Raw genomic sequence first — 17,257 nt, 5'->3', positions numbered from 1 at the left:
TGATTATGACAAACAATAAATGGAAAACACAACTTGATAATGCAAAAGCGTCAGCTAAGAAACACTGGAAAGTCTTGACCGTCGCAGGGGCAGCAGTCCTTGTTATCGGTGGCGGCGCAGCTTATTTTGGCGGTGAAAAACTGCATCATGAACTTGAAGACCGTGTGGATGAAAGGCATGGGTATGATGGAGAACACCATTCAAATCAACTGTCAGCCTCTGACTTGGATTTGACTTATACGCAGTGGCAACAGACCATCAATCAGTCTAGCCTATCAGCAACCGATAAGGGAACACTTCTTTCTTTGATTCAAAAGAATAAATCAACCATTACCGATATTGAAACGACGCAGAAAAAAATTGAAGAAGCCTACACTAAAAATCTTGGTACAATTGAGTCTGACTACAAAAAATTACTCTCAAGTCACTCAGACCTTTGGAAAAAGATCTCTGATGATGCTGGTTTACCAGATGATTTAGGAGAAGTGACTTCTGAGGAATTATCTGAAATCAAATCAGATATTGCAGCAAGTTTTCTCTCCGACGCAGACAAAAAAACCTTGACAGATGATGTCAACCAAGCGTCAACCTTGCAAGAAAAAAGGGCTAAAGCCTATGATACCTACACACAAAGCGTGATAGACCTTGAAAAATCACTAGAAAAATCTGAAAAGACTTTGAAAAAGGCTTTAAACGCAGAGAAAAAACTGGTTAGTCAGGTGATTGATTGGAACGATGAAGAGGACGATTCTTTTGATGGTGACCATGATGTGGACCATGATTACGATGATGAAGACGAAGCAACTACTTCTAATCAAGACACTAATAGCAATCAAAACAATGCTTAATAAGTATGCGAGCTGGTGACAAGGCCGGCTTTTATGTTACAATAATCAAAATAAAGGAAAGGAAGACAGAGATGACCAAGGTGTATGTAGCAGATGATGACTGTCATATTCGTGAATTAGTCGGTAGTTTTCTGAAAGATGAGGGACTGGAAGTCGAGCTATTTGAAACAGGTGACCAGCTTTTTTTTTTTAAGATTTTTGGAGGAGCCTGTAGCTGTTGTTGTTTTGGATGTCATGATGCCAGGAAGTGATGGTTTTTCGATTGCGAAACGCCTGCGCCAACAGTCGGAGGTTCCCATTGTTCTTTTGACTGCTAGAGATAGTGACAAGGACTATGTGGAAGGCTTTAGCAGCGGTATTGATGATTATGTCACCAAGCCTTTTTCCATGGTCAAATTTGTTCTTCGAATTAAGGCGATTTTGGCTAGAAACCATTACAGTACAAAGAGTGAGGGGGCTAATCTGTCCTTTGGAGACCTGACTTTATCTGATAAAGAGCGGATTGCTTATTTTAAACAGAAGCCCATTAAATTGACGAAAACAGAATTCGAATTGTTAAAAATCTTGATGCAAAATAAGGAAGAGGCTGTTTCTCGGGATATTTTGCTAGATAATGTCTGGGGTTACGATAGCGATGTGGAAACGCGGGCAACGGATAATACCATTAAGCGTTTACGGAAAAAATTAAGACAGGTGGAGTGTGATGTCCTCATTGAAATAGTTTGGGGTTACGGCTTTAAAATGGTTAAAAAAGCCTAGCCTACCTCGTATTGGCAACAATCGAAAGTTAAGACGCGCCTTGTTTTGGCAGCCTTTGAGTTTGGTGGTGCTAGCCTTTGTCCTTGTCTTTTTAGCCTTCAATGTGACCATGCTTTGGGTCACATCTCGTCTCAGACAGATAAGGCCGTGGTCAGTCGATTTGAGACCTTAGACCAGCTGTACGAAGGAAAAGAGCAGAAAAATTATAATTCGCAGCAGTTGCTGGAAAATCAGTATATCATTGTCAATGACGAGGACGATGTCAGTTATAGCTCAAATAGCATGAACAGTTTGTCGCGGAAAGTTGACACAGAGGATTTACTAGATTATTTCATGGAGCATGACGATTGAGATGATGATAACGATGATTCTCAATTTAGCCAAAAGCAGTTGGCGCAAGTCACCATCAAGAAAAAAATCTACTATGTCAAAATGACGGATTATTATGGAGAGCTCAAGGATTATTATGTCAAATCGTCAGACTCAGATGATAGTTAGCCCTATTTTGCCTTTGTTTTTGTCAATGTGACGCCTCTTTATCAATTTTTAATTATTGTCAATGTCACTCTGGGTGGTCTCATGATTGCTGTTTTGCTCTTGACTTGGTTTCTTTTTTACCGACCCTCTCGGAAAATCAGTCAATCCTTCAGCCGTTTGAATGCTTACGTGACAAGTGTTGGGAACCGCGAAGAAACTCAGGCCCCAACAGATTTAGCCTATGATGAATTCAATCAAGTCAGTCAGATGAGTCAGATGATTGAAAGCAGCCGCCACAGTCAGGAGCTTTTTTTCCAAAATTCTTACCACGAACTCAGAACTCCTCACATGTCCATTCAAGGCTACGCTGAAGCTATTCAGGCTGGGGTCATGGATAGTCAGGAGGCTTCAAAAGTGATTTTGTCAGAGAGTACTCGCATGCTGACGCTGGTCGATGAGATTTTGACCCTCTCGAAGAGGAAACCAGCCAGACCAAATTGTCGCGCGAGTAGATTTCTTTGACGGATTTATTGTATGACATGAGCTGGCGCTACAAGCATCAAGCGGATAAGTCGGACATCATAATTACCCATGATTTTCAGCCAAGCTATCTTGAAATCAACGCTGACGAGGAAATGATGGAAAGAGCTGTTTCTAATATCCTCTCAAATGCTGTCCGTTATGCTAAGCATAGCATTACCATCAGACTTCGAGAATCTGATGATACTGTCACCATTTTAATTGCCCATAATGGCGAATCAATCAGCCCCGACCAAATCAATGATATCTTTGAACGCTTTTACAAGGGCGCCAAAGGACAGTATGGCATTGGACTTGCCATGGCTGAAGATATTATCACTCGTCATGGTGGGACTTTACAGGTGCTGTCAACCTATGAGGAAACTTGTTTTGAAATAGTCTTGCCAAATAATTAGTAAAAAGAGCTGTGTATCGTGACACGGCTCTTTTAAGCTATTGGTTACGAAGTTCGGCTTCAAAGCTTTTAGAAATGGCTTCAACAGAGATTTTCTCCAGCGTTAGCGGATGAGTTAGGCTCAGCTTATGAGCATGAAGCATAAGGCGTCCTTGGGGGTATTTATTGTAAAGAGGGTCTCCGACAATGGGATAGCCGTGGTGGGACAGGTGAACCCTGATTTGATGGGTACGACCAGTTTCTAAACGGCATTTGACAAGACTGTGATTACCCAAGTTTTTAAGTTGGTCCACGATTGTGACGGCAGTCTGACCGTTTTTCTTATCAACGACTCTCTTCCTGCGGTCATGGCGGTCACGTCCAATCTTATCGCGAAAGACTTGGTGTTTAGGTGTAAACTTCCTGTCAACCAAGGCCCAGTACTCACGCCAGATTTTTTTGTCCTCAAGCAGGCGGTTGACGATGGGCAGGATGAAAGGATTCTTGGCAAATAGCACAGCGCCAGAGGTTTCCATGTCCAGACGGTGGACGACGTAGCAAGTGCTTCCAACGTAGGCAGACACATGATTGAGCAGAGCGATTTCTGTCGGTTCATTGCCGTGAGTTTTCATTCCTTCAGGCTTATTGACGATAATGAGGTGGTCGTCCTGGTAGAGACAATCAACTAGCTCTGCCTTTCCCATAGGGATAATCTTAGTCGGATAATCATCTTCATCGAAAGTTAGGCTGATAGTGTCACCGTTCTCGACCAAGTTCTGCCAATTGATAGCTTGACCGTTGACCAAAACATGCTTTTTAGTGCGCAAAAAATGGCGAATCTTTCGAGGAATGAGATAGTAATCCTCCAAAAGTTCCTTGACAATATGTTGACCGTGTTTGTTAGTGATGGTTACTGTGAATGTCATAGCCATATTATAGCATGTTTTTTCTCAGTCCTGAGTCGGAATTTAATCATTCTGCAATAGTTAGCAATGGAAATAAGCAGTAAACTTGGTATAATAGGCTTATGAATGTATTCGAAAATTTAAGTAAAACAGTGAAACAATGGTTGGCAAAACTGAGACCATCCAAAGCCAATGAAAAAGAGGTTATGGACGAGTCTCAGGAACTTGCCGAGCAAGAGACGATTTCTAGGGAAGACAAGCAAGCAGGTCAGCTTGATACCGCTGAGGAGGAGGCACCAAGTAGAATCTCTCGTTATCAGCGCGGGCGCCGTCATGAAGCTGAAAAGCCGAAACCAGCTTGGCTTCAGAAGATTGATAAGTATCTCCCAAAACCACCTCAGTGGCTCCGCCGTTTCTGGCGTCGTTACCACATTGGGAAGATTTTGATTATTGGCCTGACGACGGTTGTGCTGGTCTTTGGCTCTTACCTTTTTTATCTGTCTAAGACGGCAAAGGTTTCCGATTTGCAGAGTGCTCTTAAGGCGACGACCATCATTTATGATAAGAATAGCAAGTATGCTGGTAGTTTGTCTGGTCAAAAGGGGACTTATGTTGAGTTGAACCAGATTTCTGACAACATGAAAAATGCGGTTATTGCAACCGAGGACCGTACTTTTTATGAGAATAATGGTGTCAATTTGTCTCGTTTTTTACTTGCGACAGTCACTCTTGGAAAATTTGGTGGTGGTTCAACCGTCACGCAACAGTTGGCTAAAAATGCTTATCTGACCCAAGACCAGACCATCAAGCGGAAGGCGCGTGAATTTTTCTTGGCGCTGGAATTGACTAAGAAATATAGCAAAGCTGAAATCTTGACCATGTACCTCAATAATTCTTACTTCGGAAATGGGGTCTGGGGGGTAGAGGATGCCAGCCAGAAATATTTCGGGACTAGCGCAGCCAATTTGACCTTGGACGAAGCAGCGACCCTAGCTGGAATGCTTAAGGGACCTGAGATTTACAATCCTATCTATTCGACAAAAAATGCAACCAACCGCCGAGATACGGTGCTATCCGTCATGGTTGATGCTGGAAAAATCACCAAGTCTCAGGCCAAGGAAGCAGCTTCGGTAGGCATGGCTAATCGTTTGAAAGACACTTACCAGGCCAAGACGGACGACTATCAGTACCCCTCTTACTTTGATGCGGTTATCAATGAAGCTATCAGCACCTACGGTATTTCTGAGAAAGATATCGTCAACAATGGTTACAAGATTTACACAGAACTTGACACCAACTATCAGTCAGGGATGCAGCAGACCTTTGACAATACCAGTCTTTTCCCAACTTCGGATTACGATGGTACGACTGCTCAAGGGGCAAGTGTAGCCCTTGATCCAAAGACGGGTGGTGTGCGTGGTCTGGTTGGTCGTGTGAATAGTACCAGTGCGGAGTTCCGCAGTTTCAACTTTGCGACTCAATCAAAACGTAGCCCAGCCTCATCTATTAAGCCACTGGTTGTTTACACACCTGCGGTTGCTGCGGGTTGGTCTATTGACACTAGCTTGCCAAATAGCACCCGTGATTTTAATGGTTATAGCCCTAACAACTACGCGGGTATTCAGACCGAAGATATTCCCATGTATCAGGCGCTAGCGAATTCCTATAATATCCCAGCTGTCTATACGCTGAATGAACTGGGCATCAACAAAGCTTTTACTTACGGGAAGAAATTTGGACTTAACATGAGCTCTGCTAATAAAGAGCTTGGTGTAGCCCTCGGTGGTAGCGTGACGACCAATCCCCTAGAAATGGCTCAGGCTTACTCTACCTTTGCTAATGGAGGTGTCATGCATAAGGCTCACTTCATCACCAAGATTGAGACAGCTAGTGGTGAGGTTGTCAAGAAGTTTACAGACCAGACAACCCGAGTTATCAGTAGTTCGGTTGCTGATAAGATGACTAGCATGATGCTTGGAACCTTCTCAAATGGCTCCGCTGTCAATGCTAACGTTTACGGCTACACCCTTGCTGGTAAGACAGGGACAACTGAGACAAGTTTCAATGCTGACTTGACTGGAGATCAGTGGGTCATCGGCTATACGCCAGATGTAGTTATCAGCCAGTGGATTGGTTTTGAAAATACAGACGAAAATCACTACCTGACCGACTCAAGTTCAGGAACGGCATCAACCGTTTTCAGCACGCAAGCCTCCTACATTTTGCCTTATACCAAAGGGACAAGTTTTAAGGTGGAAAATGCCTACGCTCAAAACGGACTCTCCCTCACCTATAGCGCAACAAGTGAGACAAGTAGCGAGACGACAAGTAATTCCCAATCCATTATCGATGGTATCAAGGATCAAGCTGACAAAGCCGCTCAGAACATTTCAAAAGCTGTTGAAGACGCCAATCTGGGTGAAAAGGCTAAAAACTTGTGGGATGATGTCATCAATTATTTCAAGTAATCATCATAGCTCCTGTCTAAATGGATGGGAGTTTTTCATTCATTATAAAATTGTAATCGTTTATCTTTAGTGCTAAAATATGGGGTGAGAGGTAATTGTCAGATGATTTTAACTGACGATTTAGAAAGAAAGTTTTAGAATGTCATATTCACGAATGATGGCTCGTCATCAAGAACGTTACAGTTTACGAAAGAAAGCTGGAATTGGTGTTGCTTCTGTTATGATTGGGAGCTTGACCCTACTAGGGGGCAAATTTTAGCTGACCAAACAACACAAGAAGTACCTTCAACGGGAGTGGAGCCAGCTACTACTTTAGTAGAAAATCAGACTACCTCAATAACATCAGCTCCTGAAGCTATTCAGGAAGAAAATAAAGACACTCTTACTAAAGCGAGTTCTGCTGATAGTCAAAAGGAAAATAAGCCAACTGCCACTGAAGCAAATACCGAAGAAACAGCTACTCCAAGGACTAATCAAGATACCGTTACAACAAGTACTAGCTCAACTAGGAAAGACCCTTCAAGTACCTCAGCATCAGATACAACCCAAGTAGTAACTGAAACAGAGTCAACTCCCCAAAGCTCTACACTAAAAGAAACAAGTGATAAAATATCAACTTCTGAAACAAATAATTTTCAAGAAGAGCAAGATGTTACCGCTGTTAAATCAGCAGTGACAACTCAGACAATTGAGGCAAAAACAGTTGCTGGTGTGCCCAGCGCTAGCCAATCCCAAGCAACTAATCTAGTGGCAAGTCAAGTTCTAGCAAGTGTTAGAGCAACTGGCACAGCTAGTGACGCGACAGCGGAAGAACCAGCTAGCAAAGAGCTAGTTTCTACCGACCAGGATGGAAAATCGCTAAAGATTACCTATAATGGAACGTTGACTGAAAACGATAGTTTGAAGTTTGCCGTCTGGTCAGAAAATAATGATCAAGATGACCTTCGTTGGTATGATGCTTCAACGATGGGAACAGCTCTTGCTTCCTACGCTAACCACAAAGGCTTTGGTAGCTATAATGTCCACACCTACAGTTTTGAAGGCGGACAAGCGCACGGTCTTAGTGCTATCACAGTGACCGTTCCAAAACCTAATGTCAGTACGGCAGTTGATAAAGTAAATGATTCAGCTTATAAAATAACAGTATCAAATGTTCCAAAATATATCTCTAGTATTGTTGTTCCAATATTCAAAATGTCCTTTACTATTCAAGTAATGAAGGTTACAACTACCTTCGTTCTGCCTATGGTTCAGGCTATATTGCTAACTGGATGAGTCAAGTCGGTGTTGATACCAGTCTTGCTAAACCTAATTATCCAAATATTTCAGCTGATGAACTAGCAAAACTTTGGAAACGTAATTATCAATATTTTGAGACCGACTCAACAGGTAAACAATTATCACAACTCTACACTCGTCCTAACCTTTCTCCAATTCATTCTGTTCTTGGTAGCCAATACACTACTAAGACCAAGGCTGGTTGGATTGGTATGACTGGCTACCATGCTACCAACGATGCAGGCATTGTCTCAACACCAAAAGGTGACTACGTTGTCGCTACTACAACCAACGCAGACGGTAAATTGGGCTTATTGAATGACTTGGTATCTGCCATCAACAAGGCTTATTTAGAAAGTAAGAACTAGTCAGCACATAGGCTTGCAGAATTCCCTAATTCATGCTAAAATAACACTGACGGAGGCGTTATGGCACAAAAAAAAGCAAGCCTAGCGTGTGCAGAATGTGGAAACCGCAATTACTCCATTTCAGTGAGTAGCAACCCAAAACCTACACGTCTAGAAGTTAATAAGTATTGTAAATATTGTAAAAAGTACACGCTACATAAAGAAACTCGTTAATGTAGCTAGTCATCGGAGGAGACCCTGTGAAGTTTATCAAAGGAACCTTTCAAGTCTTGCGCGACACAGATTGGCCAAACCGCAAACAGCGTTGGAAAGACTTTATCGCCATACTTGAATACACAGCATTTTTTACAGTGATCATCTTTATCTTTGACAAACTCTTGTCAACAGGTGTTATCAACTTGATCGATCGCTTTTAAGAAATCTAAGCAGTCACCTTGGTGACTGTTTTTTTTTTGTAGACAAATGACAGAAGCTAACAGCTTGTGCATTTTTGGCGACGGTGTCGTCTGCTAGGAGAGAAGTTGCTAATGGCGCAGCTAAGCAGGTTTGTGGCAAGTAAGAAGATGCTCAAAAAAGGAATAAGTCTTTTCTAAGCAAAGCTGTTGACAAGAAAAAGAAATAGGACTAAACTAGGTTCAAAAATAAATGTTATAAAAAATATAACAAGCCCTTCAAAAAACAGAAAGAGGTCCTATTATGACAATGACAAATGGTTATTTCCAATCTGATAACGAACAAAAGATTGATATTTTGAACTTGACTAGCCTGGAAGAGCGTGCGCGTGAGGTTGTGCCTAAGGGTGGTTTTGGTTATATCACAGAAGGGTCTGAAGATGAATGGACATTGCGTGAAAATACAAGTGCCTTTGACCATGTTCAAATCGTGCCTCGTATCTTGACTAATATTGAAAATCCATCAACTGAAACTGAAATCTTCGGTGTTAAGACGTCTATGCCAATCATCTCGGCGCCGGCTGCCGCGCAAGGTTTGGCGCATGCGCGTGGTGAACTAGCAACTGCTGAAGGTATGGCTGCCGCTGGTACCATCATGTCTCAATCAACTTACGGAACTACCCGCATCAAAGACACTGCCGCAGCTGGTAAAGGTGCTCCGCAATTCTTCCAACTTTACATGTCTAAAGATTGGGATATTAACAAAGCTTGGTTGGATGAAGCTGTCGCATCAGGTGTGAAAGCAATCGTCGTGACCGTTGACTCAATGCTTGGTGGTTACCGTGAAGCTGATATCATCAACAACTTCCAATTCCCACTGCCAATGGATAACATGGCACAACTCACTAACGATGACGGCACTGGTAAAGGAATCGCTGAAATCTATGCAGCCGCAGCCCAAGTCATCCTCCCATCAGACATCAAACGTGTGACTGAATACACTAATCTTCCAGTTATCGTCAAAGGTGTTCAAGACCCTGATGATGCGCAAACAGCTATCGAAGCTGGCGTAGCTGGTATCTGGGTATCAAACCACGGTGGTCGTCAATTGAACGGTGGTCCTGCTTCATTTGATACTTTGGAAGCCATCGCAGAGCGTGTAAACAAACGTGTGCCTATCATATTTGATAGTGGTGTTCGTCGTGGGTCTCATGTCTTCAAAGCTCTTGCATCAGGTGCAGACTTGGTTGCTATCGGTCGTCCAATTTTCTACGGATTGGCATTGGGCGGAGCCCAAGGAGCTCAAAGCGTTGTGGAACATTTGAATGATGAATTCAAGATTGTCATGCAATTAGCGGGTGCTCAAACCATCGAAGACGTTAAAAAAGCAAAATTGGTGCGTCGTTAAGATTTACAAGTCCTTTTGAGTCATGATACTATAGAGGTAACATAATCAAAGGAGTGACTATGGCAAATAACCGCCTAAGCGATTTATTACAGATTTTAGTTTATGTGGAAGTTCACAAGGATGAGGCTATTGGCAGCAAGCGTTTGGCATCTAGTCTAAAGACCAATGATAGTTTGGTGCGGCAGATGCTCATGCAGTTGCGCAGAGCTGGCTTGGTCTCAACCCAACGTGGCAAGGCTGGGGTGACCATTGAGAGACCTAGTGACCAGATTACAGTTCTAGATGTCTATCGAGCAATCGATAATCAGGGCGACTTGCTCAAGGTTGACCAGCAGACAGCAGAAAATTGCAGTGTGGGTGTCGCCTTTCCAGAGGTTTTGGAGGACCATTTTCAAGCGATTCAGCGTGAAGCTGAGGCTCAGATGGCTTGCATTACTCTGAAACAATTGGTTGAGGAGACCCAGCAGAATATCGAGGAGCACTCGAGATAGGAGAAAGCTATGTTAAGCATTACTTATTTAGTTGGTGTTGGTGATTTGGAAAAGAGTCAGACCTTCCATTCTATTGATGAATTTGTCACTTTGCAGCAGCGTGAAGTCCCTGCTATCCAAGATTTCTTGGTGACAAAAGAGGTTCTACTAGATGGTCAGGCAGTCAATGACCTCGCTAGAAAGCGCCTCGAGGATGTTTATAAGTATTTTGCTGAGTAGTAGGAGAGAGTGGGACAAAAATCGTGAAGACGAAGTCTTCGATTTTCCCTCACGTCTTTATTTCTCGGTTTGGGCTGAAACAGTCTCTCCCCAGACTGTTTCACTCCCACCTCCGCACAGTTGAGTAGGTATCTAAGTGCTGATTTATCAGTGCTTAGATGCCACTCAATCACTGCGACTTGAGATTAGTTCAGACAAAATGAAGAGAGGTTAGGGAGTTTTGTCCTAACCTCTTTTCGTTGAAATAGCTGTGCTTTTCATTGACAGCGCCAGCGATTTTCCCTATAATAAAAGAGAAATAAGCAATCTCTAAAGCCGTGCAGGCTTTTTTATTAAGGAAAGGAAATCATATGTTAGATTCATTTGATAAGGGCTGGTTTGTCCTTCAGACTTACTCTGGTTACGAAAACAAAGTCAAGGAAAACCTTTTGCAACGTGCCCAAACTTACAACATGATGGACAATATCTTGCGCGTGGAAATTCCAACACAGACTGTCAATGTTGAGAAAAATGGTAAGGTTAAAGAAGTGGAAGAAAACCGCTTCCCTGGTTATGTTTTGGTTGAGATGGTTATGACAGACGAAGCTTGGTTCGTTGTTCGTAACACACCAAACGTTACTGGTTTCGTTGGGTCACATGGTAACCGTTCAAAACCAACACCACTTTTGGAAGATGAAATCCGTGCTATCCTTGTCTCTATGGGACAAACGGTTGATATCTTTGATACCAACATCAAAGAAGGTGACGTGGTTCAAATCATCGACGGTGCCTTCATGGGACAAGAAGGACGTGTTGTGGAAATTGATAACAACAAGGTTAAATTGATGATCAACATGTTCGGTTCAGAAACAATGGCCGAAGTTGAATTGTATCAAATCGCTGAATTGTAAGCTATGTGTAAGCTCGCCGTTGGCGAGCCGTTTTTATATAGAAAAGGAGTCAGTTATGGCAAGTTGGGAAGAATTATACAATCGGGCAAAAGACTTATATGATCCGCATGAGGTTAGTCCTTTTGTTTACTCAAATCATGTGGTTGCAGCTATCGAGGCAGAAGAAGGCCGTATTTATACAGGTGTTTGTTTTGAAGCGACTGCAGGAGTTTTACACTTGTGTGCGGAACGGATGGCCTTGGTCAATATGTACATGGATTCGCGTCAGACCAAGATTAAGAAAATCATTGCCTTTCGTGACAAGGCGCCTTATGGTGGTGGTTCCGGAATGCCTTGCGGTGCTTGTCGTGAATTCATGATGCAACTGAATATGGAAAATCGTGAAACTTTGATTATGCAAGATTATGCTAGTAAAAAGACGGTCAAATTAGGCGATCTTATCCCTGAGTGGTGGGGTGAAGAGCGTTTGAATATGGATTTGGATTTGTGAGGAAAAAGAGATTTGAGGTGATTGCAGCTCAATCTCTTTTTCTTTGAGCTCCTTCGCTTTTTCATTTTCTCTCTCAAAAATTCCGTTATCAGTGGCATTTTCATTGCCACTGATAATACCCACTTGCTGCGAAAATATCGGGTTTGGTTCACTTCGTTCGCTTTCATGTTTGATAAGAGGCTCACTTGTGAGATAGAATCTGTTTTGATTTTAACTTAGTATAAACATAAGAATCAAAGGTCTAAGCCTAAGTAGTAACATCATAAAAATCGAGTTTTTAGTCTGTTACAAATTTGCAGGAGGTCGAAAACTGAGTTTTTGGTCTGTCGCAATTTTGCAGGAGCTTGGCGACTGAGTTTTCAGAAGACTAATTGCCTAGGTCAAGCCTTTGATTATTTTTAAGATGGTTTCTGAAAATATTTCCACGATAAATAGCATCGTTTGCATTTACCGTATTTCCTGTCTAGCATGACAAGCCAACTATCGTCAATGCTCCTAGCTGTAGTATTTGATTAGGCAGAGGTTTGGTTTTGAGTTGTGGAGGAGGAAAATAGTGGCGAAGTTCTATCTATATAAGAATTACACGACTAATCAGTCAATCAAATCTGGTGACCTTATTTTTTTTGGGGGGGGGGGGGGTGAAGTGACGAGCGTCTTAGTTTGGGCTTGTGAATACGAAAAAGATTGAGTTTCCATGTATCTCAATCTCTTTCATACTCTAAAATATCTCCGGGTTGACAATTTAAAACATCACAAATTTTTGCTAATGTATTAAATCGGATACCTCTAGCCTTTCCTGTTTTTAGGATAGATAAATTTGCTTCAGTAATGCCAATTGCTGTAGCTAGCTCTTTTGAAGTAAGTTGCTTTTCTCTGAGTACTTTATCTAAGTTAATTCTTATATCACCCATGATTAAATAATACTTTCTGCGTCATCCTTGGTTGCTTTCCCTGATTTGAAAATGAAATAAGCTGCAGAGGCAATTAACACGATAACGATATTATAGAAATAGTTGACATGAGAAAAATTAAATAGAGCACTTGTTTTTGGGATATCAAACCATTGAAAAACAAAGGTTGATATCAATTGTACAAGAATAATCAGTAAAGTTAGTAAAGTAATAATAAGACTAAAGCGACTATTTTCTTGAATAAAATAGTTTTCCGAAGCCATGTTTTTAAGAATGGAAGCGAAGTATTTGGCTGACATACCGTAACAAATTAAAACGATAACTCCCATAAAGCCAACAGTAATAAATAGAAAATATGGAGTATTAAGAGAAAGTTCTTTCACGTATGATAGTACTAAATTCTTTTGACTGATAAAAGCAACAGTTCCAAACGCAGTAAGAATAGCACAAAAAATAAATAAGTATTGAAGGACTTTAACGCAAATACTAGCAATAGTAAATAATGTCTTTTTCATCATGAAACCTCCGTAATTATCATAAAACAATAATATTTCTTTCTAGGATTATTAGAAAACAATAATTTAATTTGTAAAGTGACTTGTTGTAAACTATTTATAAAATAGTCCGCATTCCCTTTTCATGAAATTTTCAGTCATTTCTGCTATAATGAGGGCAAAGAAAGCGAGGAAGTATCATGTCAGTTGGTTTGGTTTTAGAAGGTGGCGGTATGCGTGGGCTTTACACCGCAGGAGTACTGGATGCCTTTTTGGATGCGGGCATCAAGGTTGACGGTGTGATAGGGGTGTCGGCTGGTGCCCTTTTCGGTGTCAATTTCGTGTCTGGACAGCGAGGGCGCGCCCTTCGTTACAATAAAAAGTTCATTTCCTACCCTAACTACATGGGCTTTCGCTCTTGGATTAAGACGGGAAATGTGGTCAACAAGGACTTCACCTACTACGAAATTCCTATGAAGCTGGACGTTTTCGATGAAGAAGCCTTTGAGAAGGCTGGTGTAGATTTCTATGCCGTGGCGACAGACATCGAGTCGGGCAAGCCAGATTATCTTAAGATTGACAACGTCTTTGATCAGATGGAAGCCTTCCGCGCCAGCTCATCGCTTCCAGTCGTGTCAAAAATTGTTGAGTATGAGGGCAAGAAGTACTTGGACGGAGGCCTGTCTGACAGTATCCCCGTCGATTTTGCGCGCAGCTTGGGCTTTGATAAGCTCATCGTCGTGCTAACCCGTCCCATCGACTACCGCAAAAAGCCATCCAGTGGTCGCATCTACAAGTTGCTTTATCGCAAGTATCCGAATTTTGTTAAGGTGGCATCGATGCGCTACAAACACTACAACAAGACCGTTGAGCGCGTCATCGACCTAGAGAAAAGGGGTCAACTCTACGCTATCAGACCAAGCCAAGACCTAGTCATCGGACGCCTAGAGAAAAATCCCGTCAAGTTTGACGAAATCTACACGATTGGCCTCCAAGATGCGCGTGAAGCAATGGATGGGTTGAAGGAATATTTGGGGGAATAGAAATAAAATAGCATTTCAGAAATGTTTAGGGGAATTTTTAGGTTTGTTTAAGCTGACCTTTGTATACTATAATCATCCTAAAACTTTTCTTTTCATAGCAGTGGCTACTAGTCATCTTTTCACGGCTTTGCCGTTCAATCTGACAGTAGCTGTTGCATACGTGTTCGTACGACCTAAAGGTCTACGACTACAGTAAAATCTCCTAAAACAACCTTTGAGTAGTAGCAGAGGTTGTTCTTTTTATTTCTAAACAAGGTTGTTACCAGGAGAATAGTGATGACTTATTTGTCAAAATGTAGAAACGCTCCGCCATTCCCCTAAAAAACATGCTATAATAATAAGGACTATATATTTTTGGAGAGCATTTTATGGCAACTTTTAATCATAAAGAGATTGAGCCCAAGTGGCAAGCCTTCTGGGCTCAAAATGAAACATTTAAAACAGGAACGGACGCGGAAAAACCTAATTTTTACGCTCTTGACATGTTCCCTTACCCATCAGGTGCTGGGCTTCACGTCGGTCACCCTGAGGGCTACACTGCGACGGATATCCTCAGCCGTTTCAAACGCGCGCAAGGCTTTAATGTGCTTCATCCGATGGGATGGGATGCCTTTGGCCTCCCTGCAGAGCAGTACGCTATGGACACTGGTAATGATCCAGCTGAATTTACAGCTCAAAACATTGCTAACTTTAAGCGCCAAATTAACTCACTTGGTTTCTCATACGACTGGGACCGTGAAGTAAACACAACTGACCCAAATTACTACAAGTGGACACAGTGGATTTTCACAAAATTGTATGAAAAAGGCCTAGCCTACGAAGCCGAAGTACCAGTAAACTGGGTTGAAGAATTGGGAACAGCCATCGCTAATGAAGAAGTGCTTCCAGACGGAACATCTGAACGTGGTGGATACCCAGTTATCCGCAAACCAATGCGTCAATGGATGCTTAAAATCACAGCCTACGCAGAACGTTTGCTTGAAGACTTGGAAGATCTTGACTGGCCAGAATCAATCAAGGATATGCAACGCAACTGGATTGGTAAATCAACAGGTGCCCATGTGACCTTCAAGGTAGCTGGTACTGATAAAGGCTTCACCGTCTTTACGACTCGTCCTGATACCTTATTTGGTGCGACATATGCTGTTATGGCTCCAGAACATGACTTGGTGGACGCCATCACGACGCCTGAACAAGCGCAAGCTATTGCCGAATACAAACGTCAAGCAAGTCTTAAATCTGACCTTGCTCGTACTGACCTTGCCAAAGAGAAGACTGGTGTTTGGACGGGTGCTTACGCTATTAATCCTGTAAATAGTAAGAAAATTCCAATCTGGATTTCAGACTACGTCCTTGCAAGTTACGGTACAGGTGCTATCATGGCGGTGCCTGCCCACGATACGCGTGACTGGGAATTCGCTAAGCAATTTGGTCTTGATATCATTCCAGTTCTTGAAGGTGGCAATGTTGAAGAGGAAGCTTATACAGAAGATGGTCTTCATATCAACTCAGAATTCCTTGACGGGCTTAACAAAGAAGAAGCTATCGATAAGATGGTTGCCTTCCTTGAAGAAAATGGCTTTGGTAAGAAACAAGTTAACTACCGTCTCCGCGACTGGCTCTTCAGCCGTCAACGTTATTGGGGTGAGCCAATTCCAATCATTCATTGGGAAGATGGGACTTCAACTGCTGTTCCAGAAAGTGAATTGCCACTTGTCTTGCCAGTGACTAAAGACATCAAACCTTCAGGTACTGGTGAATCACCACTTGCCAACTTAACTGACTGGCTGGAAGTCACTCGTGAAGATGGTGTCAAAGGGCGTCGTGAAACCAACACCATGCCACAATGGGCTGGTTCAAGCTGGTACTTCCTTCGCTATATCGACCCACACAATGACCAAAAATTGGCTGACGAAGAGCTTCTAAAAGCTTGGTTGCCAGTGGACATCTACATCGGTGGTGCAGAGCATGCCGTACTTCACTTGCTTTACGCGCGTTTCTGGCATAAATTCCTCTATGACCTCGGTGTCGTTCCAACCAAAGAGCCATTCCAAAAACTCTTTAACCAAGGCATGATTTTGGGAACAAGCTACCGCGATAACCGTGGTGCCCTTGTGGCAACTGACAAGGTTGAAAAACGCGACGGTTCATTCTTCAACATCGAAACGGGTGAAGAGCTTGAACAAGCACCAGCTAAGATGTCTAAATCCCTTAAAAACGTTGTCAACCCTGACGATGTGGTTGAGCAGTATGGTGCCGACACACTCCGTGTTTACGAAATGTTCATGGGGCCACTTGACGCTTCAATTGCTTGGTCCGAAGAAGGCCTCGAAGGCTCACGTAAGTTCCTGGACCGCGTTTACCGCTTGATTACGACTAAAGAGATTTCTGCGGAAAATAGCGGAGCTTTGGACAAGGTTTACAATGAAACCGTTAAAGCCGTTACAGAGCAAGTTGAAGCTATGAAATTCAACACAGCTATCGCTCAGCTCATGGTCTTCGTCAACGCAGCCAACAAGGAAGACAAACTCTTTGCTGACTACGCCAAAGGTTTTGTTCAATTGCTTGCGCCATTCGCACCGCACTTGGCAGAAGAACTCTGGCAAGAATTAACACAATCAGGCGAATCCATCTCATACGTGGCATGGCCAAGCTGGGATGAGTCAAAACTAGTTGAAAACGAAGTCGAAATCGTTGTCCAAATCAAAGGCAAAGTTCGCGCCAAACTAATGGTAGCTAAAGACCTATCACGCGAAGAATTGCAAGAAGTAGCAATGGCTAACGACAAAGTCAAAGCTGAGATTGAAGGTAAGGAAGTTGTGAAAGTCATCGCCGTACCTAATAAATTGGTTAATATTGTTGTTAAATAAAGCTTTTCTTTAATCAATAACAAATAAGGTTGA

The 17,257-nt window shown here is 42.5% G+C and carries 20 protein-coding genes and 1 pseudogene; 18 read left to right on the top strand and 3 right to left on the bottom strand.

Annotated elements, in window-relative coordinates:
* The first annotated feature begins 5 nt into the window (after window positions 1-5).
* From IYQ92_RS04415 to IYQ92_RS04395, 5 genes and pseudogenes are all read left to right on the top strand, one after another.
* Window positions 6-848 carry a hypothetical protein gene (locus IYQ92_RS04415; protein WP_195675526.1) on the top strand — a complete coding sequence of 281 codons (843 nt, stop codon included), beginning with the start codon at window positions 6-8 and terminating at the stop codon, window positions 846-848.
* A 71-nt stretch (window positions 849-919) separates the two neighbouring features.
* Window positions 920-1,607: pseudogene (locus IYQ92_RS04410) on the top strand (response regulator transcription factor).
* A gap of 45 nt (window positions 1,608-1,652) precedes the next feature.
* Window positions 1,653-1,958, top strand: coding sequence for a hypothetical protein (locus tag IYQ92_RS04405; protein WP_195675525.1), 306 nt, complete (start codon window positions 1,653-1,655; stop codon window positions 1,956-1,958).
* A 228-nt stretch (window positions 1,959-2,186) separates the two neighbouring features.
* Window positions 2,187-2,606, top strand: a complete 420-nt coding sequence (locus IYQ92_RS04400; RefSeq protein WP_195675524.1) for a sensor histidine kinase — start codon at window positions 2,187-2,189, stop codon at window positions 2,604-2,606.
* Window positions 2,603-3,019: a sensor histidine kinase gene (locus IYQ92_RS04395; RefSeq protein WP_195675523.1), complete on the top strand. Its 417-nt coding sequence runs from the start codon at window positions 2,603-2,605 to the stop codon at window positions 3,017-3,019. Before IYQ92_RS04400 ends, IYQ92_RS04395 begins: the two co-directional genes overlap by 4 nt.
* Window positions 3,020-3,056: 37 nt before the next feature.
* On the opposite strand, the gene IYQ92_RS04390 is transcribed toward IYQ92_RS04395, so the two are convergent.
* Window positions 3,057-3,923 carry an RluA family pseudouridine synthase gene (locus tag IYQ92_RS04390; protein ID WP_195675577.1) on the bottom strand — a complete coding sequence of 289 codons (867 nt, stop codon included), beginning with the start codon at window positions 3,921-3,923 and terminating at the stop codon, window positions 3,057-3,059.
* Window positions 3,924-4,108: 185 nt separating this feature from the next.
* Here IYQ92_RS04390 and pbp2a point away from each other — a divergent pair, with 185 nt between their 5' ends.
* The 11 genes from pbp2a (at window position 4,109) to IYQ92_RS04335 (ending at window position 11,906) form a co-directional block, all read left to right on the top strand.
* Window positions 4,109-6,370 (top strand): penicillin-binding protein PBP2A, encoded by a 2,262-nt coding sequence (gene pbp2a, locus IYQ92_RS04385; protein WP_229311312.1) that lies wholly within the window; start codon window positions 4,109-4,111, stop codon window positions 6,368-6,370.
* 139 nt (window positions 6,371-6,509) lie between these two features.
* A complete protein-coding gene (locus IYQ92_RS04380; protein ID WP_195675521.1) occupies window positions 6,510-6,629 on the top strand; it encodes a YSIRK-type signal peptide-containing protein in 120 nt (39 codons plus the stop codon).
* Window positions 6,630-6,664: 35 nt separating this feature from the next.
* Entirely contained in the window at window positions 6,665-7,645 is a 981-nt protein-coding gene (locus IYQ92_RS10600; RefSeq protein ID WP_195675520.1) for a GBS Bsp-like repeat-containing protein, read from the top strand.
* Window positions 7,558-8,016 carry a serine hydrolase gene (locus tag IYQ92_RS04370; RefSeq protein WP_420705745.1) on the top strand — a complete coding sequence of 153 codons (459 nt, stop codon included), beginning with the start codon at window positions 7,558-7,560 and terminating at the stop codon, window positions 8,014-8,016. Before IYQ92_RS10600 ends, IYQ92_RS04370 begins: the two co-directional genes overlap by 88 nt.
* Window positions 8,017-8,076: 60 nt before the next feature.
* The gene (gene rpmG, locus IYQ92_RS04365) at window positions 8,077-8,229 is read left to right on the top strand and encodes a 50S ribosomal protein L33 (RefSeq protein ID WP_195675518.1); all 153 of its coding nucleotides are present in this window, start codon (window positions 8,077-8,079) and stop codon (window positions 8,227-8,229) included.
* 26 nt (window positions 8,230-8,255) lie between these two features.
* Window positions 8,256-8,432: a preprotein translocase subunit SecE gene (gene secE, locus IYQ92_RS04360; protein WP_195675517.1), complete on the top strand. Its 177-nt coding sequence runs from the start codon at window positions 8,256-8,258 to the stop codon at window positions 8,430-8,432.
* A 280-nt stretch (window positions 8,433-8,712) separates the two neighbouring features.
* On the top strand, window positions 8,713-9,816 hold the full coding sequence (locus IYQ92_RS04355; protein WP_195675516.1) for a lactate oxidase: 1,104 nt from the start codon (window positions 8,713-8,715) through the stop codon (window positions 9,814-9,816).
* A gap of 59 nt (window positions 9,817-9,875) precedes the next feature.
* Window positions 9,876-10,307, top strand: a complete 432-nt coding sequence (locus tag IYQ92_RS04350) for an Rrf2 family transcriptional regulator (protein ID WP_195675515.1) — start codon at window positions 9,876-9,878, stop codon at window positions 10,305-10,307.
* 9 nt (window positions 10,308-10,316) lie between these two features.
* Entirely contained in the window at window positions 10,317-10,526 is a 210-nt protein-coding gene (locus IYQ92_RS04345) for a hypothetical protein (protein WP_195675514.1), read from the top strand.
* Between the two features lie 350 nt (window positions 10,527-10,876).
* Window positions 10,877-11,416 carry a transcription termination/antitermination protein NusG gene (gene nusG, locus IYQ92_RS04340; RefSeq protein WP_195675513.1) on the top strand — a complete coding sequence of 180 codons (540 nt, stop codon included), beginning with the start codon at window positions 10,877-10,879 and terminating at the stop codon, window positions 11,414-11,416.
* A 55-nt stretch (window positions 11,417-11,471) separates the two neighbouring features.
* Window positions 11,472-11,906 carry a cytidine deaminase family protein gene (locus IYQ92_RS04335; protein ID WP_195675512.1) on the top strand — a complete coding sequence of 145 codons (435 nt, stop codon included), beginning with the start codon at window positions 11,472-11,474 and terminating at the stop codon, window positions 11,904-11,906.
* A 701-nt stretch (window positions 11,907-12,607) separates the two neighbouring features.
* Here IYQ92_RS04335 and IYQ92_RS04330 read toward each other — a convergent pair.
* Together IYQ92_RS04330 and IYQ92_RS04325 are read right to left on the bottom strand one after the other, a co-directional pair.
* A complete protein-coding gene (locus IYQ92_RS04330; RefSeq protein WP_195675511.1) occupies window positions 12,608-12,817 on the bottom strand; it encodes a helix-turn-helix domain-containing protein in 210 nt (69 codons plus the stop codon).
* Between the two features lie 2 nt (window positions 12,818-12,819).
* Window positions 12,820-13,332: a hypothetical protein gene (locus IYQ92_RS04325; protein WP_195675510.1), complete on the bottom strand. Its 513-nt coding sequence runs from the start codon at window positions 13,330-13,332 to the stop codon at window positions 12,820-12,822.
* A 176-nt stretch (window positions 13,333-13,508) separates the two neighbouring features.
* Between IYQ92_RS04325 and IYQ92_RS04320 the strand changes: the two genes are divergently transcribed.
* Entirely contained in the window at window positions 13,509-14,354 is an 846-nt protein-coding gene (locus IYQ92_RS04320; RefSeq protein ID WP_195675576.1) for a patatin-like phospholipase family protein, read from the top strand.
* A 368-nt stretch (window positions 14,355-14,722) separates the two neighbouring features.
* A complete protein-coding gene (leuS, locus tag IYQ92_RS04315; RefSeq protein ID WP_195675509.1) occupies window positions 14,723-17,224 on the top strand; it encodes a leucine--tRNA ligase in 2,502 nt (833 codons plus the stop codon).
* Window positions 17,225-17,257: the final 33 nt, after the last annotated feature.

This window comes from Streptococcus sp. HF-1907 (genome assembly GCF_015594605.1).
Classification (GTDB): domain Bacteria; phylum Bacillota; class Bacilli; order Lactobacillales; family Streptococcaceae; genus Streptococcus.
The sequence above is the reverse complement of the archived record's forward strand: the minus strand, read 5'-3'. Positions and strand labels throughout refer to the sequence as shown.